The sequence below is a fragment of the Streptomyces sp. NPDC057854 genome (genome assembly GCF_042797055.1).
In the GTDB taxonomy this organism is placed as follows: Bacteria; Actinomycetota; Actinomycetes; order Streptomycetales; family Streptomycetaceae; genus Streptomyces.
Genome location: NZ_JBHVMF010000014.1, coordinates 129129 through 147742, shown reverse-complemented (window position 1 = coordinate 147742; position 18614 = coordinate 129129). Strand labels below are relative to the sequence as shown.

At 72.9% G+C, this 18614-nt stretch carries 14 protein-coding genes; 10 read left to right on the top strand and 4 right to left on the bottom strand.

The annotated features are described in order from the left end of the window. Nucleotides 1-105: 105 nt before the first annotated feature. Entirely contained in the window at nucleotides 106-1137 is a 1032-nt protein-coding gene (gene glpX, locus ACFVQZ_RS21250; protein WP_030496057.1) for a class II fructose-bisphosphatase, read from the top strand. Nucleotides 1138-1253: 116 nt separating this feature from the next. On the opposite strand, the gene ACFVQZ_RS21245 is transcribed toward glpX, so the two are convergent. Next, on the bottom strand, nucleotides 1254-1625 hold the full coding sequence (locus ACFVQZ_RS21245; RefSeq protein WP_030496058.1) for a WhiB family transcriptional regulator: 372 nt from the start codon (nucleotides 1623-1625) through the stop codon (nucleotides 1254-1256). Nucleotides 1626-1811: 186 nt separating this feature from the next. Next, nucleotides 1812-2609 (bottom strand): DUF1707 domain-containing protein, encoded by a 798-nt coding sequence (locus ACFVQZ_RS21240; protein ID WP_383624945.1) that lies wholly within the window; start codon nucleotides 2607-2609, stop codon nucleotides 1812-1814. A gap of 353 nt (nucleotides 2610-2962) precedes the next feature. Here ACFVQZ_RS21240 and ACFVQZ_RS21235 point away from each other — a divergent pair, with 353 nt between their 5' ends. The 3 genes from ACFVQZ_RS21235 (at nucleotide 2963) to ACFVQZ_RS21225 (ending at nucleotide 6191) form a co-directional block, all read left to right on the top strand. After that, on the top strand, nucleotides 2963-4636 hold the full coding sequence (locus ACFVQZ_RS21235; protein ID WP_030498157.1) for a fumarate hydratase: 1674 nt from the start codon (nucleotides 2963-2965) through the stop codon (nucleotides 4634-4636). Nucleotides 4637-4826: 190 nt separating this feature from the next. Continuing rightward, nucleotides 4827-5471, top strand: coding sequence for an HAD family acid phosphatase (locus ACFVQZ_RS21230; protein ID WP_383624942.1), 645 nt, complete (start codon nucleotides 4827-4829; stop codon nucleotides 5469-5471). Between the two features lie 75 nt (nucleotides 5472-5546). After that, nucleotides 5547-6191, top strand: coding sequence for a lipoprotein (locus ACFVQZ_RS21225; protein ID WP_030498155.1), 645 nt, complete (start codon nucleotides 5547-5549; stop codon nucleotides 6189-6191). Nucleotides 6192-6275: 84 nt separating this feature from the next. On the opposite strand, the gene ACFVQZ_RS21220 is transcribed toward ACFVQZ_RS21225, so the two are convergent. Then, a complete protein-coding gene (locus ACFVQZ_RS21220; protein ID WP_383624820.1) occupies nucleotides 6276-7802 on the bottom strand; it encodes a ricin-type beta-trefoil lectin domain protein in 1527 nt (508 codons plus the stop codon). Between the two features lie 104 nt (nucleotides 7803-7906). Here ACFVQZ_RS21220 and ACFVQZ_RS21215 point away from each other — a divergent pair, with 104 nt between their 5' ends. The 3 genes from ACFVQZ_RS21215 to ACFVQZ_RS21205 all read left to right on the top strand — a co-directional run bounded on the left by ACFVQZ_RS21215 (nucleotide 7907) and on the right by ACFVQZ_RS21205 (nucleotide 12359). Continuing rightward, complete coding sequence (locus ACFVQZ_RS21215) at nucleotides 7907-9319, top strand: class II fumarate hydratase (protein WP_030498153.1); 1413 nt, start codon at nucleotides 7907-7909, stop codon at nucleotides 9317-9319. 88 nt (nucleotides 9320-9407) lie between these two features. Then, entirely contained in the window at nucleotides 9408-10082 is a 675-nt protein-coding gene (locus ACFVQZ_RS21210; protein WP_030498152.1) for a DUF402 domain-containing protein, read from the top strand. A 315-nt stretch (nucleotides 10083-10397) separates the two neighbouring features. Continuing rightward, nucleotides 10398-12359: a SpoIIE family protein phosphatase gene (locus ACFVQZ_RS21205; RefSeq protein ID WP_030498151.1), complete on the top strand. Its 1962-nt coding sequence runs from the start codon at nucleotides 10398-10400 to the stop codon at nucleotides 12357-12359. A gap of 97 nt (nucleotides 12360-12456) precedes the next feature. Here ACFVQZ_RS21205 and ACFVQZ_RS21200 read toward each other — a convergent pair whose 3' ends face one another. After that, nucleotides 12457-14730 (bottom strand): transglycosylase domain-containing protein, encoded by a 2274-nt coding sequence (locus ACFVQZ_RS21200; protein ID WP_383624815.1) that lies wholly within the window; start codon nucleotides 14728-14730, stop codon nucleotides 12457-12459. Nucleotides 14731-15014: 284 nt separating this feature from the next. On the opposite strand from ACFVQZ_RS21200, the gene ACFVQZ_RS21195 reads away from it, so the two are divergent. The 3 genes from ACFVQZ_RS21195 to ACFVQZ_RS21185 are packed head-to-tail and all read left to right on the top strand — an operon-like array spanning nucleotide 15015 to nucleotide 18567. Beyond that, nucleotides 15015-15539: a PadR family transcriptional regulator gene (locus tag ACFVQZ_RS21195; protein WP_030498149.1), complete on the top strand. Its 525-nt coding sequence runs from the start codon at nucleotides 15015-15017 to the stop codon at nucleotides 15537-15539. Then, complete coding sequence (locus ACFVQZ_RS21190) at nucleotides 15536-16219, top strand: ABC transporter ATP-binding protein (protein WP_030498148.1); 684 nt, start codon at nucleotides 15536-15538, stop codon at nucleotides 16217-16219. The genes ACFVQZ_RS21195 and ACFVQZ_RS21190 overlap by 4 nt, the downstream gene beginning before the upstream one ends. Further along, on the top strand, nucleotides 16216-18567 hold the full coding sequence (locus tag ACFVQZ_RS21185; protein WP_321193470.1) for an FtsX-like permease family protein: 2352 nt from the start codon (nucleotides 16216-16218) through the stop codon (nucleotides 18565-18567). The genes ACFVQZ_RS21190 and ACFVQZ_RS21185 overlap by 4 nt, the downstream gene beginning before the upstream one ends. The last annotated feature ends 47 nt before the right edge of the window (nucleotides 18568-18614 follow it).

Below are 18614 nucleotides of genomic sequence, written 5' to 3'. Positions count from 1 at the left end.
TCCCGCGCTCATACGTGGGCCCCTCTGCTCAATATGTCGACCTGGCGATAGAGTCGCAGCACCCTCCTTTTTTCCGGCCGTCGTCGTACAGAAAGGTGCGCTCCGATGACCGAGCACCACCTGCCCCCCGAGCTTGAGGTCTCTCCCGAGGCCCCCGACCGCAACCTGGCCCTCGAACTGGTCCGGGTGACCGAGGCCGCCGCCATGGCCGCCGGCCGCTGGGTCGGCCGCGGTGACAAGATCGGCGCGGACGGCGCCGCGGTCAACGCGATGCGGACCCTCATCTCGACCGTCTCGATGAACGGCGTCGTCGTCATCGGCGAGGGCGAGAAGGACGAGGCGCCGATGCTCTTCAACGGCGAGCGGGTCGGCGACGGCACCGGCGCCGAGGTCGACATCGCCGTGGACCCGATCGACGGCACCACCCTGAACGCCAAGGGCATGCCGAACGCCATCGCCGTGCTCGCCGCCGCCGACCGCGGCTCCATGTTCGACCCGTCCGCGGTCTTCTACATGGACAAGCTGGTCACCGGCCCCGAGGCCGCCGACTTCGTCGACATCAACGCGCCCGTCTCGGTCAACATCCGCCGGGTCGCCAAGGCGAAGGGCATGACCGCCGAGGACGTCACCGTCGTCATCCTGGACCGCCCCCGCCACGAGGGCATCGTCAAGGAGATCCGCGAGACCGGCGCCCGGATCAAGTTCATCTCCGACGGCGACGTCGCCGGCTCCATCATGGCCGCCCGCGAGGGCACCGGCGTGGACCTGCTCATGGGCATCGGCGGCACCCCCGAGGGCATCATCTCGGCCTGCGCCATCAAGTGCCTCGGCGGTGTCATCCAGGGCAAGCTGTGGCCGAAGGACGACGCGGAGCGCCAGAAGGCCATCGACGCCGGCCACGACCTGGACCGCGTCCTCACCACGACCGACCTGGTCGGCGGCGACAACGTGTTCTTCGTCGCCACCGGCATCACGGACGGCGAGCTGCTGCGCGGGGTGCGCTACCGCTCCGAGACCGCGACCACGCAGTCGCTGGTCATGCGGTCGAAGTCCGGCACGATCCGCCAGATCGACTCCACGCACCGGCTCGCGAAGCTGCGCGCGTACAGCAAGATCGACTTCGACCGGGCGAACTGACCCCGGCTCGACGACGCCCACGGAGAAGGGGCGCCCCCGGTGCGGTGGGGGCGCCCCTTCCCGTATGTCGCGGTGTGTCTCCGTACGCCTGCGTCCGTCGCGGAACCGGCCGCGCGTCAGCCGGCCTGGGCGATGCGGTCCGCCGCGGCGGCCTTGCGGAGCTCCACCTCGCGGCGCCGGCGGCGGGCCAGCACCACCCGGCGCTCGGCGGCCGTGAGCCCGCCCCACACGCCGTACGGCTCCGGCTGGAGCAGCGCGTGCTCCCGGCAGTCGACCATCACGGGACAGCGCGCGCAGACCCGCTTGGCCGCCTCCTCCCGGGCGAGCCGCGCGGCGGTCGGCTCCTTGGAGGGGGCGAAGAACAGTCCCGCCTCGTCCCGGCGGCAGACGGCCTCCGCGTGCCAGGGGCCCTCCTCGTCCGCCCGCGCGGGGGCGCGCTGGGGCGGCACGGGGGCTACCTGGAGGGGCTGATGCGGCAGTTGCAGCACGGTCTACTCCTGACGACGGCTTCGCGAGCGAGCAGCGATGCACGAGCCCTACCCGCTGTGCGCGCGCCTATGCACTGCGTACGCCTCCCATCCGGAGTCCGGAGCCCCGGCGACGTATTCCGGTCACTTTCCTGGCCGGAACCCCGCTGGACTGCTCCGTGGGCGATGTGGATCAGCGGGCGGGCGTCAGTGGCCGAGGTGCTTGCGGATCTTGTTCTGGAGGTCGACGACCCACTTGCCGCGCTTGGGTCTCGCCTCCACGTTCCCGCAGAGCGAGTAGCCGTTGACCACCACCATCGGAGCCTGCGGGTCCACCCCCTCCAGGGTGGTGACCTCGAAGTTCCCGAGGATGCCGGTGCCGGTGCCGCGCAGGCTGATGTTCTCCGGGACGCGGATCTCGACGTTCCCGAAGATCGAGGTGGCGTTGATGGTGGTGAGCGGCTGGGCGAAGATCGCCTCGGTCAGGTCGATCTCGATGTTGCCGAAGATCGCGAAGGCGTCGGTGCGGCGGGCGACCCGCCAGCGGCCCTTGCGGGTGGTGCTGGAGAAGACCGCGAGCAGCCGGTCCGCGTTCCCCTCCACGTCCTCGGGCCCGTACGCGGCCGGGACCGGCTCGGGCCGCGGCGCGGACGGACCCCGGTCCCCGGCGGGCAGGTCCCGCACGATCGGCTCCAGCTCGCCGACGGTCTTCGCCCGGTAGACCGCCTCCACCCGCTCGGCGTGCTCCTCCGGGTCGAGCCGCCCCTGCGCCAGCGCCTCCGCCAGGATGTCCGCCACCCGGTCCCGATCGGCGTCGGACGCCCGAAGCGCCCCCTGGGGATCGGCGTAGGCGGGCGGCGCGGGAGCGGCGGGCGCCGCCGGAGCAGCGGGCGGCGCGGGAGCGGCGGGCGGTACGGGAGCAGCGGGCGGCGCGGGGGCAACCGGCGGCTCGGGGGCCTCCGGAGCGGCGGGCGCGGCCGGGACCTCGGCGGCGGCCGGGGCCACAGGAGCGGCCGGCGCCGCCGGGGCGGCGGGCGGGGCCGGGGGGTTCGGCGGGGTGGGGGGCTGGGCGGCGGCGGGCTGCTTTTCGAGGTCCACCTCTTCACCCTGGCACACGCGATAGATCGCGACCAGAGCCCCGGACCCCCATCTCTCCCCTAGGGGAAGCGGCCGACGCCGATCCCCCGACCCCCACCCCGGGGCAGCGCCCCCCGGCAACACTCCGGATCGGCGCGTTCGCCGCGCCTGGTGAGCCTTACCTCACAGGATCGCCGCAGCGCCCGCGTTCTACGCTGGAGGGCGCGCCCGCCAACGGAGGCGGCGCGCTGCTGTCTGCCGAGTGAGGAATGGCCGCCGTCATGCCAGAGTTTGCGTACTCCGATCTGCTCCCCGTAGGCGAGGACACCACGCCCTACCGCCTGGTGACCGCCGAGGGCGTCTCGACCTTCGAGGCCGACGGCCGTACGTTCCTCAAGGTCGAGCCGGAGGCGCTGCGCAAGCTGGCCGCCGAGGCGATCCACGACATCCAGCACTTCCTGCGCCCGGCCCACCTGGCCCAGCTGCGGAAGATCATCGACGACCCGGAGGCGTCGTCCAACGACAAGTTCGTGGCGCTCGACCTCCTCAAGAACGCGAACATCGCCGCCGCCGGCGTGCTCCCGATGTGCCAGGACACCGGCACCGCGATCGTCATGGGCAAGCGCGGCCAGAACGTGCTCACCCAGGGCCGCGACGAGGAGGCCCTGTCGAAGGGCATCTACGACGCGTACACCCAGCTGAACCTGCGGTACTCGCAGATGGCCCCGGTGACCATGTGGGAGGAGAAGAACACCGGCTCGAACCTGCCGGCGCAGATCGAGCTGTACGCGACCGACGGCGGCGCGTACAAGTTCCTTTTCATGGCCAAGGGCGGCGGCTCCGCCAACAAGTCGTTCCTCTACCAGGAGACGAAGGCCGTCCTCAACGAGGCGTCCATGATGAAGTTCCTGGAGGAGAAGATCCGTTCGCTCGGCACGGCGGCCTGTCCGCCGTACCACCTGGCGATCGTGGTCGGCGGCACCTCCGCCGAGTTCGCGCTGAAGACCGCGAAGTACGCCTCCGCGCACTACCTGGACGAGCTGCCGACCCAGGGCGACCCGGCCACCGGCCACGGCTTCCGGGACAAGGAGCTGGAGGAGAAGGTCTTCGAGCTGACGCAGAAGATCGGCATCGGCGCGCAGTTCGGCGGCAAGTACTTCTGCCACGACGTGCGCGTGGTCCGCCTCCCCCGGCACGGCGCCTCGCTGCCGGTCGCGATCGCCGTCTCCTGCTCGGCCGACCGCCAGGCCGTCGCGAAGATCACCGCCGAGGGCGTCTTCCTGGAGCAGCTGGAGACGGACCCGGCGCGCTTCCTGCCGGAGACCACCGACGAGCACCTCGACGAGTCCTCCGACGTCGTGAAGATCGACCTCAACCAGCCGATGGACGAGATCCTGGCCGAGCTGACCAAGTACCCGGTCAAGACCCGGCTCTCGCTGACCGGTCCGCTGGTGGTCGCCCGTGACATCGCGCACGCGAAGATCAAGGCGCGGCTCGACGCGGGCGAGGACATGCCGCAGTACATGAAGGACCACCCGGTGTACTACGCCGGCCCGGCGAAGACCCCCGAGGGGTACGCCTCCGGCTCCTTCGGCCCGACGACGGCCGGCCGGATGGACAGCTACGTGGAGCAGTTCCAGGCGGCGGGCGGCTCGATGGTGATGCTCGCCAAGGGCAACCGCTCGCAGCAGGTCACGGACGCGTGCGGCACGCACGGCGGCTTCTACCTCGGCTCCATCGGCGGCCCGGCCGCCCGCCTCGCCCAGGACTGCATCAAGAAGATCGAGGTCCTGGACAACGAGGAGGACGGCATGGAGGCCGTCTGGAAGATCGAGGTGGAGGACTTCCCCGCCTTCGTCGTCGTCGACGACAAGGGCAACGACTTCTTCCAGAACCCGGCGCCCGAGCCGACGTTCACCCACATCCCGGTGCGCCAGGGCTCCCAGCTCTCGTAACCTCCGGTAGCCCGTCACCGCCCCCGGTCCGTCCGTACGGACCGGGGGCGGCGTCACGTTCCGCTCCGAAAGTCGCTACCGACCGGTAGTCAGCTGGACGCCTACTGGTCAGTATGGGTCGCGAGCATGTCAACCACTGAGCCGGTCGACCACTCGGGAGCCCCCCATGCCCTCCAACCCCAAGCCCGCCATGCCCCCCAAGCCCTCCAGGCCCTCCGCCAAGGCCGCTGCCACCGCCACCGGCCTCCTCGGCCTCACCGCCCTCCTCGTCGTCGGGCCCGCGCCCGCCGCCTCCGCCGCCGACCCGGACACCCACCTCACCTCCGCCGCCACGATCGAGGGCGTGGACTACGCGACCTGGCGCCGTGACGTGGCGGCCGTGATCGCCGAGGCGCGCCCGTACGTCGAGGAGCGCGCCGAGGACGCCGGCACCGAGAAGCAGGCGATCGTCCTCGACATCGACAACAGCTCCCTGGAGACGGACTTCCACCCCTTCTGGGAGCTGCCGACCCCGGCGATCCCCGAGGTCCGCGCGCTGGTCCGGGACGCGCACGCGCGCGGGGTGAAGGTCTTCTTCGTGACCGCCCGCCCGGGGATCATCCACTCCCTCACCGAGTGGAACCTGAAGCAGGTCGGCTACCCGGTGGACGGGCTGTACGTGCGCTCGCTGCCCGACCTGTTCGCCGAGGTCAGCGCGTACAAGACGGAGAAGCGCGCCGAGATCGAGGCCAAGGGGTACACGATCATCGCGAACATCGGGAACAACACGACCGACATCGTCGGCGGCCACGCCGAGCGCGCCTTCAAGCTACCGGACTACGGCAAGCTGTCCTGACCCGGACGCGGGAGGGCGTTCGCTGAGCCCCCGGGCGCCGTCCGGGGGACGTGAGCCGTCGGGAATGATGGGGACATGCCCAGAGCCCCCTTCCTCCGTACCGCCCTGCTCGCGTCGGTCCTGCTGACCGCCGGCGCCTGCGGTACGACCCCGGAGCCGGACCCGTCCGCCTCCGCCGCGCCCTCCTCCGCCACGAGCCCGTCGGCGACCCCGTCGGCGACCCCGTCCGCCGCGCGGGCCGCCGGCTCGCTCGGCGGGCCCGGCACGCCCTGCGCCCTCCCCGTCTCCTTCTCCCTGGCCGAGGACTGGGAGCCGAAGGCGGTCGAGGTCCCCGCCGACCCCGACTTCGCCGACCTGGTGAAGCAGGGCCCGGCCACCATCGTGTGCGAGGCGAACGCCAAGGCCACCGGCAACCTGGGCTTCCTGCGGGTGTGGTCCGCCCCGAAGGGCCCGGCCGGGACCACTCTGCGGGCCTTCGTGAAGGCCGAGAAGGGCAGCAAGGGGCTAACCCTGGCGGACCTGAAGACGGGCGGGACGCCGATCGTGGAGGCCCGCTACACCGTGCACAGCGAACTCCTCGACGAGGACCGCGCCGGGCGGGCGTTCGCGGTGGAGACCGCGAGGAGCACGGTCGTCGTGGAGCTCGGCGGCTTCGACGCCGAGGAGGACGCGATGATCGCCGCGTACGAGCTGGCGAGGTCGAGCCTGAAGGTCACGTGAGGCCGGACCGCACGACGCCGTGACAGGGCCGTGGCCCCCCGTCCCGCACCGGACGGAGGGCCACGGCGTTCTCGGTGCGGCCGGCTACGCGAACCGCTGGCGCGCGGAGCCGTCGCAGGTCTGGAGCCGGACCGGCTCCTTCGCCGCCGCCTGCGTCAGGCAGAGGCCGGTCGCGGCGGCGGGCCGGATCGTGGCGCCGTCGCGGACGAACCTCTGGTTCGCGGCGCCGGAGCAGTTCCAGAGGACGAGCGCCTTGCCGGCCTGGTAGGCGGCGCCCGGCACGTCCAGGCAGCGGTCCTGGGTCAGTTCGGTGTGGACGGTCTTCCGGGCGGAGTCGTACCACCAGCCCTGGTTGCGCCCGCCGTGGCAGTCCCAGCCGAGGACGGCGGTGCCGTTGGCGGACTCGGAGGCGTTCACGTCGAGGCAGTTGCCGGTCGCCTCGTTCCGCAGCGGCTTGTAGACGTCGTCCCAGGCGAGCGGGAAGAGCGTCGGGGTGCCGGAGGAGTTGACGTCGGCGCAGCTCGCCTCGCGCAGGCCCGAGGCGTACAGCTGGGTCAGGCAGGAGGCGAAGGCGGCGTGGCCGCTCTTGTTGGGGTGGAAGGACTGGCGGGTGGTGTTCTCGTCGATGCCGCCGGGCTTGGAGAGGTCGATGTACAGGCCCCGGGCCCAGGTGTCCTCCATGCAGACCTCGTGGCCGTGGAAGAGCCGCGAGTTGTCGAGGTAGACGGCGCCGGTGGAGGCGGCGACCTTGCGCATGCCGCGCTCGAAGGCGGGGACGGCCACGTTGCGGCCCCATTTGGTGTCGGAGTCGTAGCCCATGCCGCCGCAGGCCAGCTTGCCGGGGAAGTTCGGGTTGTCGCGGAAGTCGGGGCCGATGGGGCTGGGGTAGCCCATGACGACGAGCTTGTAGTCGCCGTCGGCGTATCCGGCGTCGCGCATGACGGACTTGAGGTCGCGGACGGTCTGCTCGACCTTGGGGACGAGGGCGTCGACGCGGGCCTGCCAGCCGGGGGCGTACTTCGGCTCGCAGGCGCCCTGGCTGAGGACGTACCGGGTGACGCAGTCGGTCATGACGGGGCCGAACTGGAGGTCGTCGTTGGCGCCGGCGACCAGGAAGACCATCTTGATGCGGGTGTTGCGGGCCTTGATGGCGAGGTTGTCGCTCTGGACGAGCTCGTCGGCGTACTGCTTGTGCCCGCCGATCCGGATGTGGCCGGTGTAGGCGCCGGAGCAGGAGACGTTGAAGGTGAGGTCGGCGGCGATGCCGGTGCGGTGGATGGCGGCGTCGGGCGAGCGGTGGCACCAGTTGGTGGGACCGTTGGTGGGGGGCTCGTAGGTGCCGACGCCCTCGCCGGAGATCTCGCTGTCGCCGAGCGAGATCAGGCCGGTCTTCCGCTGGTCGAGGGGGCGTTCCTCGGGGCTGCCGTAGATCGTGGTGGCCTCGGCGGCCCGGATCGCCTCCAGTTCGGCCGGGAGGGGTACGGAGGCGACGGCGGCCCTCGTCCCGGTGTCGGCCGCTCCGGCGGGGACGGCGGTCAGGGTGCCGAGGGCGGCGGCCGCCGCGGCGACGGCGGCGATGGGCCACCGGAGTCTGTGCCTGGTGCGCGTCATTGCGCCTCCTGGAAGTGGGGTTACCCACGGTTTTTACTGGCCGGTACGCGCCTTGGGAATACATCGAACAAGACAAGTGCTCATCTTTTTACGGAGGTTGAACCATGAGCGAACGCACGAACGACGACGGCGGCTACCGCGTCGAGCACGACTCCATGGGCGAGGTGCGGGTCCCCGCGCACGCCAAGTGGCGGGCCCAGACCCAGCGGGCGGTGGAGAACTTCCCGGTCTCGGGGCAGCGCCTGGAGCGCGCCCACATCGAGGCGCTGGCGCGGATCAAGGCCGCCGCGGCGAAGGTCAACGCCGACCTCGGCGTGATCGACCGGGACCGGGCGGAGGCGATCGCCGCCGCCGCCGAGGAGGTCGCGGAGGGCCGCTGGGACGACCACTTCCCGGTCGACGTCTTCCAGACCGGCTCCGGCACCTCCTCGAACATGAACACCAACGAGGTGCTGGCCACCCTGGCCGGGGAGCGGCTGCCGGACGACCGGGCCGTCCACCCCAACGACCACGTCAACGCCTCGCAGTCGTCCAACGACGTCTTCCCCTCCTCCATCCACATCGCCGCCACCGCCGCCGTCACCCGCGACCTGATCCCGGCGCTCGACCACCTGGCCGACGCCCTGGAGCGAAAATCGGCCGAATTCGCGACAGTGGTGAAGTCGGGTCGTACGCATCTGATGGACGCCACCCCGGTCACCCTCGGCCAGGAGTTCGGCGGCTACGCGGCCCAGGTCCGGTACGGGATCGAACGGCTGCGCGCCTCGCTCCCCCGGCTCGCCGAACTCCCCCTCGGCGGCACCGCCGTCGGCACCGGCATCAACACCCCGCCCGGCTTCTCGGCCGCCGTCATCGCCGAGCTCGCCCGCGCCACCGGACTGCCCTTCACCGAGGCCCGCGACCACTTCGAGGCCCAGGGCGCCCGGGACGGCCTGGTGGAGACCTCCGGCCAGCTCCGGACCGTCGCCGTCTCCCTCACCAAGATCGCGAACGACCTGCGGTGGATGGCCAGCGGCCCCCGCACCGGACTGGCCGAGATCAACCTCCCCGACCTCCAGCCCGGCTCCTCGATCATGCCCGGCAAGGTCAACCCGGTGATCCCCGAGGCGGTCCTCATGGTCGCCGCCCAGGTGACCGGCAACGACACCACGGTCGCCGTGGCCGGCGCCGCCGGGAACTTCGAGCTCAACGTGATGCTCCCGGTGATGGCCAAGAACCTGCTGGAGTCCGTACGGCTGCTCGCCAACGCGTCCCGGCTGCTCGCCGACCGCACAGTCGACGGCATCACCGCCAACGCCGAACGCGCCCGCGAGTACGCCGAGTCCTCCCCCTCCGTCGTCACCCCGCTCAACAAGTACCTCGGCTACGAGGAGGCCGCCAAGATCGCCAAGCGCTCGCTCGCCGAGCGGAAGACCATCCGCGAGGTCGTCCTGGAGGGCGGCTACGTCGACCGCGGCGACCTCACCCTCGAACAGCTCGACGAGGCCCTCGACGTCCTGCGGATGACCCGGCCGTGACCCCGGCGTGACGCCCGCCCGTCCCGCGCGTGACGCAAGCGTGACGCGGACCGCAGCGCGCGTGGGAGCGCGCCCCTAAGATCTGCGCATGACAGGAGCGGACGGGTCGGGCGGCATCCAGCACTGGGCGCCGGGGGAGCACATCCTCTGGCGCTACCGCGGCGTCGGCACCGACGAGGTGCACATCTGCCGGCCGGTGACCGTCGTCCGCGACACCCCCGACCTGCTCGCCGTCTGGATGGCGCCCGGCACCGAGTGCGTCCGGCCCGTCCTCGCCGACGGGACCGCCGTCCACGACGAACCGCTCGCCACCCGCTACACCGCGCCCCGCACCACCGAGCGCGCCCGCTGGGCGGGCAGCGGCGTCCTCAAGCTCGCCCGCCCCGGCGACCCGTGGTCGGTCTGGCTGTTCTGGGAGCGCGGCTGGCGCTTCCGCAGCTGGTACGTGAACCTGGAGGAGCCGCGCCGCCGCTGGGCCGGCGGCGTCGACTCCGAGGACCACTTCCTCGACATCTCCGTCTACCCCGACCGCAGCTGGCTGTGGCGCGACGAGGACGAGTTCGCCCAGGCCCAGCGGGCCGGGCTGATGAGCCCCGGCGCGGCCGCCCGGGTGCGGGCCGCGGGGGACGCCGCCGTGGCGCTGATCGGGCGCTGGGGCGCCCCCTTCCGGGACGGGTGGGAGGACTGGCGGCCCGATCCCGCGTGGACCGTCCCGGCCCTTCCGGCGGACTGGGACCGCACCCCGGCGCACACGGCGCCATGAGACCCTTGATGCGCCCCCGGGGTCCAAACGTAGGATCGTCCTCCGCGCGGCCGACACCGGGCGAGCACGACGTCACCGACCGAACGCAGCACAGCAACTGACCACACGTCACCGCACGTCATCGATGAGGGGGAGAGCAGTGCCGGAGCTGTGCCCGGGTGGCGCGCCCCCTGCCCCTGCCGCCGTCCGCGGACCGTCCGCGGGCCCCGTCACCGGAGGGTCCCTCCCCGGAGGGTTCCGCCCCGGCGGGGGCGCGGCATCGGCGAGAAGAGCGAGTGCATCGCACCACCGGCCCGGACGGACGGAATCCCACGCGTGACGGAGCATCCCACCTCCCACGAAGGCCGGCAGCCCCTGGCCGACCGGCCCCAGGAGCAGACGCGGCCCCGCCAGGAGGCCGCGCCCGCCGGCCTCCCCTCCGACATCCCCGCGCAGCCCTCGGCGCAGGCCCCCGAGCCCGCCGCGCCGGAGACGCCCGGGCCGCCGGCGGCGCAGGCGTCACCGGCCGCCCCGGCTCCCCCGCCGCCGGCCGGTCCCGCCGCGCCCGCGGTCGCCGTCGCCGTCTCGCCCGGCACGGCCCCGTCCGGCCGGCGCGAGGGCGACCGGCTGCGGTTCGTCGGCGCCGCGACCCGGCGGATCGCCCGCGGCCTCGACCTGGACGAGATCGTCCTCGGCCTGTGCCGGGCCACCGTGCCGGCCTTCTCCGACGAGATCCTGGTCTACCTCCGCGACCCGCTCCCGGTGGGCGACGAGCGGCCCGTGGCCCCGTTCGTGCTGCGGCTGCGCCGCACCGACCGGCTGCGGTTAACGCCGGACCTGGAGGGCGACGAGCTCGTCCTCGTACCCGATCCCGACCCGACCCCGGCCGCCGAGCTGTGCGAGGTGCGCTCCGGCAGCGCCCTCTCCGAGGTGCTCCGCGGGGTCCGGCCGGTCTTCGGCGACTCCGCCGCCGCCCGGACCGCCCTCGGCGAGCTGCTGGGCGCGGACCATCCGCTGCCGCGCGGGCTGCGGGCGATACTGGCGCCGCTGCGGGGCCGCCGCCGGGTGATCGGCGCCGCGGTGCTGCTGCGCCGCGCCGAGCAGCCGGCCTTCGAGCCGGACGACCTGCTGGTCGCCGCCCAGCTGGCCACCCACACCGCGCTGGGCATCGACAAGGCGGTGCTGTACGGCCGGGAGGCGTACATCGCGGACGAGCTCCAGCGGACGATGCTGCCGGACTCGCTGCCGCAGCCGACCGGCGTCAAGCTCGCCTCGCGCTATCTGCCGGCGGCCGAGACCGCGCGGGTCGGCGGCGACTGGTACGACGCGATCCCGCTGCCCGGCAGCCGGGTCGCGCTGGTCGTCGGCGACGTGATGGGCCACTCGATGACCTCGGCCGCGATCATGGGCCAGCTGCGCACGACCGCGCAGACCCTGGCCGGGCTCGACCTGCCGCCGCAGGAGGTGCTGCACCACCTCGACGAGCAGGCGCAGCGGCTCGGCGAGAACCGGATGGCGACCTGCATGTACGCGGTCTACGACCCGGTCTCGCACCGGATCACGGTCGCCAACGCCGGGCACCCGCCGCCGATACTGCTGCACCTGGACGGCCGCGCCGAGGTGCTGCGGGTGCCGGCCGGCGCGCCGATCGGGGTCGGCGGCGTGGACTTCGAGTCGGTCGAGCTGGACGCCCCGGCGGGCGCGACGCTGCTGCTGTACACGGACGGTCTGGTGGAGTCCCGGCTGCGGGACGTGTGGACCGGGATCGAGCAGCTGCGGGAGCGGCTGGCGGCGGCGGCCCAGCTGACCGGGCCGGACCACGCGCCGCCGCTGGAGGCGCTGTGCGACGACGTCCTCGACATGCTGGGCCCCGGCGACCGGGACGACGACATCGCGCTGCTCGCGGCCCGCTTCGACGGGATCGCGCCGAGCGACGTGGCGTACTGGTTCCTGGAACCGGAGGACGCGGCCCCGGGCCGGGCCCGCCGGCTGGCCCGCCGGGCGCTGGCGCGCTGGGGCCTGGAGGAGCTGACGGACTCGGTCGAGCTGCTGATCAGCGAGGTGGTGACCAACGCGGTGCGGTACGCGGAGCGGCCGGTGACCCTGCGGCTGCTCCGGACCGACGTGCTGCGCTGCGAGGTGGGCGACGACTCGCCGCAACTGCCGCGGCAGCGGCGGGCGCGCGAGACGGACGAGGGCGGGCGCGGCCTGTTCCTGGTGAACCGGCTGGCGCGGCGGTGGGGGGCGACCCGGCTGTCGGGCGGCAAGGTCGTCTGGTTCGAGCTGTCGACGCGCTGAGACCCCGCCGTCCCGGGGCGCGCTGAACGCTCCCGTACGCCGAAGGCCGGCCCCCTGGTGAGGGGGGCCGGCCTTCGGCGTACGTACGGCGGAGGGGTCAGCGAGGCTGCCGGGTGACGAGGCCGGGCGTGGTGCCGGACGCGTCGTCGGTCTCGCCCTCGCCGCCACCGCCGCCGGAGCCGCCCGGGTCCGGGGGCTGGACGGTCGCCGTGTTCGTGGGCTCCCGGGTGGGCTCCTGCGTCGCGGGCGGGGTGGTGGTGGGCCGCTGGGTGGGCTCCCGGGTCGGGGTGGGCGCGGTGGTGGCCGAGGGCGGCGGGGTGGTGGCGGTGGTGGCCGGCGCGGTGGTCGGCTCCTCCGTCGGCTCCTCGGTGGGCGTCTCGGTCTCGGCCGGGCCGGTGGGCCAGGTCGGGGTGCCGTACCCGGCGCCGCCCTCCTCGGTGTCGAGGTCGAAGGCGGCGTCGGAGCCGCCGTTCAGGGCGCGTTCGGTGTACTCGCCCCAGATCATGGCCGGGTACCGGCCGCCGTTGGCGCGGCCGGGCTCGATGGAGTCGGTGAGGGTGACCTGCTGGGCGATCTTGCCGGAGGTGTCCTCGCCGAAGAGGGCGACGGCGGTGACGAGTTCGGGGGTGTAGCCGACGAACCAGGCGGAGCGGTTGTTCTCGGAGGTGCCGGTCTTGCCCGCGGCCTGGTAGTCGCCGGCGGCGCGGAAGCCGGAGCCGTTGCTGACGACGCCCTGCATGGCCCGGGTGACGGTGTCGGCGGCGCGGCGGCTGATGACCTGCTCGCCGGTCTGCTTGACCATGTCGACCTGGCGGTCGCTGTGCTGGGCGCTCTTGACGACGGCGGGGGTGACCTTCTTGCCGTGGTTGTCGAGGGTCGCGTAGGCGCCGGCCATGTCGAGGGTGGACGCGCCCATGGTGCCGAGCGACATGGCGGGGGTGGCGCCGAAGTCCTGGCCGTCCTTCATGCCGAGGGCGAGGGCGGTCCGCTTGGTCTTCTCCGGGCCCACGTCGACGATCATCTGCGCGTAGACGGAGTTGATGGACTTGTCGGTGGCCCGCTGGACGGTCACGGGGCCGTACGACCAGTCGTCCTCGTTCTCGGGGGCGAAGGGGATGTCGCTGCCGACGACGGGCCGCTTGCTGGTGCCGTCGTAGACGGTCTGGAGGCCTATCGGGCGCCCGTCCTGGGTCTCGGCGCGGTTGTCGACGGCGGAGGCGAGGACGATCGGCTTGAAGGTGGAGGCGGGCTGGTAGTCGCGCCGGGTGGCGTTGGACATCCAGTGCTCGGTGGCGCCGACGCCGCCGTACATGGCGACGACCGCGCCGGTCTCCGGGTCGACGGAGGTGGCGCCGGCCTGCACGGTGGCGGCCTTCTTGTCGCCCTTGCGGTCGATCTTGTCTTCCAGCTGCTTGTCGACGGCGGCGACGAGGTCCTTCTGCTTCTTCTCGTCGATGTTGAGGGTGATGGTCCAGCCGCCGGCCTTGATGTCCTCCTCGCTGACGCCCTGGCGCATCAGCTCCTGGTTGGCGGCCTCCACGAGGTAGCCGGTCTGGCCCTCCATGCCGGGGAGCGGCCTGGGCGCGCGGGGGACGGGGAACTTCATCCCGGCGCGCTCGGCGGCGGGCAGCCAGCCCATCTCGACCATGTTGTCGAGGACGTAGTTCCAGCGCTCCTCGACCAGCTTGCGGCCGGTGGCGCTGGCGGAGGTCCAGTCGTACTGGTTGGGGGCCTGGAGCAGCGAGGCGAGGTAGGCGCCCTGGGCGGTGGTGAGCTTGGCGGCGTCGGTGCCGTAGTAGGCGCGGGCGGCGGCCTGGATGCCGTAGGAGGAGCGGCCGTAGTAGCTGGTGTTGATGTAGCCGGCGAGGATCTCGCTCTTGGTCATCTCCTCGTCGACCTTGATGGCGATGACCATCTCCTTGAGCTTGCGGGTCGCCGTCTGGTCCTGGCTCAGGTAGAAGTTCTTGACGAACTGCTGGGTGATGGTCGAGCCGCCCTGCTTGCCCTTGCCGGTGAGGGTGTTCCAGGCGGCGCGGGTGGTGCCCTTGATGTCGACGCCGTTGTCCTTGTAGAAGGTCTTGTTCTCGGCGGCGACGAAGGACCGCTGGACGGGGAGCGGGATCTTGTCGAGGCCGACGATCTCGCGGTTGATCTCGCCGGTGCGGGCGAGGATCGTGCCGTTGGCGTACTTGTAGATGTTGCTCTGCATGGTCGCCTCGGCGTTGGCCGTGGGCACGGGGACCAGCAGGTAGACGGTGTAGAGGCCGCCGACACCGATGAGGCCGAGCAGGAGGAAGGTGCCCAGCAGCGCCTTCCAGGTGAAGAGGCGGCGTATGCCCTTCTTCTTCGCCTTCTTGTCCGGTCGGCCCATGTGTCGTGTCGCTCCGCTCGTCGTGTGTCGCGCCGCCCCTGCGCCCGGCGTGCCGCCGGATCAGCTCAGCAAGCTAACACCGACAGTGCGGACATAGGGCAACCGATCACGTCTTTTCAGGACGTGAGAATCAGCACCCACCCCCAGGGGAACCGACGTGCGGGCGGGCGTGATGGTTGCGTGAAGGACTGGTTCCGTTTCCGTGCGCTTCCCCTTCCGGCCTGCTCGGGACCGCCCCGGCCGCCTATACATCCCGCGTATACACACCGTGTACAGTGACGCTCATGTCCATCGGTCACACCCTTCTCGGACTCCTCGAAACGGGCCCGCGCCACGGCTACGACCTCAAGCGCGCCTTCGACGAGCGGTTCGGCCACGACCGGCCGCTCCACTACGGCCAGGTCTACTCGACGATGTCCCGCCTCCTGAAGAACGGCCTCGTCGTCGTCGACGGCGTCGAACCCGGCGGCGGCCCCGAACGCAAGCGGTACGCGATCACCGACGCCGGCATCACCGACGTCGCCCAGTGGCTCGCGACCCCCGAGAAGCCGGAGCCGTACCTCCAGTCCACGCTCTACACCAAGGTCGTCCTCGCGCTGATGACCGGCCGCGGGGCCGCCGAACTGCTCGACACCCAGCGCGCCGAGCACCTGCGCCTGATGCGCGAGCTCACCCGCCGCAAGCGGGACGGCGACCTCGCCGACCAGCTCATCTGCGACCACGCCCTGTTCCACCTGGAGGCCGACCTGCGCTGGCTGGAACTGACCTCCGCCCGCCTCGACCGGCTCGCCGAGGAGGTCCGCCGATGACCGGCACGCCCCTCCTCCGCGCCACCGGCCTCACCAAGGCGTACGGCCCCACCCCGGCGCTCTCCGGCGCCGACTTCGCGCTGCGGGCCGGCGAGGTCGTCGCCGTCATGGGCCCCTCCGGCTCCGGCAAGTCGACCCTGCTGCACTGTCTCGCCGGCATCGTCCGCCCCGACGCGGGCACCATCGCCTACGACGGGCGCGACCTCACCGCCCTCTCCGACACCGCCCGCAGCGCCCTGCGCCGCACCGACTTCGGCTTCGTCTTCCAGTTCGGCCAGCTCGTCCCCGAGCTGACCTGCGCGGAGAACGTCGCCCTGCCGCTCCGGCTGAACGGCGAGAAGCGGAAGGCCGCCGAGGCCCGGGCCGTCGAATGGCTCGCCCGGCTGGAGGTCGACGACACCGCCGGCAAGCGCCCCGGCGAGATATCCGGCGGCCAGGGCCAGCGGGTCGCCGTCGCCCGCGCCCTCGTCACCGCCCCGCGCGTGATCTTCGCCGACGAACCGACCGGCGCCCTCGACTCCCTCAACGGCGAGCGCGTGATGAGCCTGCTCACCGAGGCGTCCCGGGACACCGGCGCCGCCGTCGTCCTCGTCACCCACGAGGCCCGCGTCGCCGCCTGGTCCGACCGCGAGGTCGTGGTCCGCGACGGCTCCGTCCGCGACACGGAGTGGGCCGCGTGAGCCCGGCCGCCTGGGCCCGCGACCTGACCCTCGGCGCCCGCTTCGCCGTCGCCGGTGGACGCTCCGGACTGCTCCGCACCCTGCTCACCGCCGCCGGCGTCGGCTTCGGCGTCGCGCTGCTGCTGCTCGCCTCCTCGCTGCCGAACATGCTCTTCCAGCGCGAGGTCCGGGAGGCGGCCCGCGCCGCCGACGCCGCGCACGAGGTCACCGAGGCCCGCGCCGACACCTTCCTCCACTACACCCAGCACACCTCCTACCGCGGCCGGCCCCTCACCGGCCTGCTGCTCAAGCCGGAGGGCCCGAAGGCCCCGGCACCGCCCGGCACCCCCGGCGTACCCGCCGAGGGCGAGATGCTGGTCTCCCCCGCCCTCGCCGACGTCCTCGCATCCCCCGACGGCGCCCTCCTCAGGGAACGGCTCCCGTACAAGACCGCCGGGACGATCGACCAGGACGGACTGATCGGACCCAACGAACTCCGGTACGTGGCCCACACCGGCTTCCTCACCACCGACAACTACGACGGGCGCGCCGAGCGCTACGGCTGGTCGGTGCCCGAGGAACCGATGAACGCCTTCCTGCTGCTCCTCGTCGTCATCGCGTACGTGGTGCTGCTGCTGCCCGTGCTGGTGTTCATCGCGACCGCCGCCCGCTTCGGCGGCGAACAGCGCGACCGCAGACTCGCCGCGCTCCGGCTCGTCGGCGCCGACAACGCCACCACCCGGCGGGTCGCCGCCGGCGAATCCCTCGCCGGCGCGCTCCTCGGCCTGTTCCTGGGCGGCGCGCTCTTCCTGATCGCCCGGCAGTTCGCCGGCACCGTCGAGATCTGGGATGTCAACGCCTTCCCGTCCGACGTCGTCCCGAACACCCCGCTGGCCCTGCTGGTGCTCGCCGTGGTGCCGGTCGCCTCCGTGGTCGTCACGCTCCTCGCGCTGCGCGGGGTCGCCATCGAACCGCTCGGCGTGGTCCGCACCGCGACCCCGCGCCGCCGCCGGCTGTGGTGGCGGCTGCTGATCCTCGCCGCCGGGGCCGCGCTGCTCGCCCCGACGATCGGCGACATCGGGATCCAGGACACCGGCATCGACGCCCTCACCATCGGCGGCGGCACCGTCCTGGTGCTGATCGGCCTGACCGGGCTGCTGCCGTGGCTGGTCGAGGCGTCGGTGAAGCGGCTGCGCGGCGGCCCGGTGTCCTGGCAGCTCGCCGTGCGCCGGCTCCAGCTGTCCAGCGGCACCGCCGCCCGCGCGGTCAGCGGGATCGTGGTGGCGGCGGCCGGGGCGATCGCGCTCCAGATGCTCTTCCAGGCGATGGAACGGGACCTCGTCTCGGCCACCGGCCACGACACCAGCCGCGCCCAGCTCGAAGCGCGTCTGAGCGTCCGGGACGGCGGCGAGGCGCGCCGGGCGATCGACCGGCTCACCGCCGTCGACGGCGTCACCGCGGCGATCGGCACGATCGAGTCGCACGTCTTCCGCCCCGGCCCGCTGAAGCCCGGCGAGGACTTCGCGCCGCTCACCTCGATCCGGGTCGGCGACTGCGCCTCGCTGCGCGAGTACGCCACGCTGCCGTCCTGCGCCGACGGCGACGTCTTCGTGGTGAAGCCGGCGCCGGGCGCCTCCGACGCCCCGGACGCCGCGTGGCAGGCGAAGACCGCCCGGCCCGGCGCGGACGTGGTGCTCCGCGACCCCCAGGCCCACAAGGGCGCCCCGCCCGCCTGGCGGGTCCCCGCCGACGCCCCCACCGTGCAGGCCCGCACCGACCCGGCCGGATTCCGCCACTACGGGCTGCTCGCCACCCCGAAGGCGATCGACGCGACCCGGCTGGACGAGCCGCGGGCCCAGGTGATGGTCCGGCTCGCCCCCGGCCACCGGGACGCCCCCGAACTGGTGCGGAACGCGGCCCTGGAGATCGACCCGACCGCCGCCGTCCGGGGCCTGAGCGAGACCGAGCAGAGCGCCCGCTTCCTCAGCGTCCGCACCGGCATCCTGGTCGGCTCGACCCTGACGATGCTGCTGGTCGCGGCCTCGCTGCTGGTGACGACCCTGGAGCAGCTGCGGGACCGCAGGCGGCTGCTGTCCTCGCTGGTCGCCTTCGGCACCCGCCGCACCACCCTGTGCTGGTCGGTGCTGTGGCAGACGGCGGTGCCGATCACCGTCGGCCTGGCGCTGGCGGCGGCGGGCGGCCTGGGCCTCGGCTCGGTGCTGCTCGCGATGACGGAGCAGCGGGTGCACGACTGGTCGGTGTTCCTGCCGGTGGCCGGCGTCGGCGCCGGGCTGATCGCGGCGGTGACGCTGCTGAGCCTGCCGCTGCTGTGGCGGCTGACCCGCGCGGACGGGCTGCGCACGGAGTAACCCGCCGGGCTGATGTACGACGCGGGATCCGCGGAGTACGAGGACGG

Coding starts and splice junctions, on each gene's coding strand:
- glpX (WP_030496057.1), top strand. CDS start 106: ATGACCGAGCACCACCTGCCCCCCGAGCTTGAGGTCTCTCCCGAGGCC.
- ACFVQZ_RS21235 (WP_030498157.1), top strand. CDS start 2,963: ATGCCAGAGTTTGCGTACTCCGATCTGCTCCCCGTAGGCGAGGACACC.
- ACFVQZ_RS21230 (WP_383624942.1), top strand. CDS start 4,827: ATGCCCCCCAAGCCCTCCAGGCCCTCCGCCAAGGCCGCTGCCACCGCC.
- ACFVQZ_RS21225 (WP_030498155.1), top strand. CDS start 5,547: ATGCCCAGAGCCCCCTTCCTCCGTACCGCCCTGCTCGCGTCGGTCCTG.
- ACFVQZ_RS21220 (WP_383624820.1), bottom strand. CDS start 7,802: ATGACGCGCACCAGGCACAGACTCCGGTGGCCCATCGCCGCCGTCGCC.
- ACFVQZ_RS21215 (WP_030498153.1), top strand. CDS start 7,907: ATGAGCGAACGCACGAACGACGACGGCGGCTACCGCGTCGAGCACGAC.
- ACFVQZ_RS21210 (WP_030498152.1), top strand. CDS start 9,408: ATGACAGGAGCGGACGGGTCGGGCGGCATCCAGCACTGGGCGCCGGGG.
- ACFVQZ_RS21200 (WP_383624815.1), bottom strand. CDS start 14,730: ATGGGCCGACCGGACAAGAAGGCGAAGAAGAAGGGCATACGCCGCCTC.
- ACFVQZ_RS21195 (WP_030498149.1), top strand. CDS start 15,015: ATGTCCATCGGTCACACCCTTCTCGGACTCCTCGAAACGGGCCCGCGC.
- ACFVQZ_RS21190 (WP_030498148.1), top strand. CDS start 15,536: ATGACCGGCACGCCCCTCCTCCGCGCCACCGGCCTCACCAAGGCGTAC.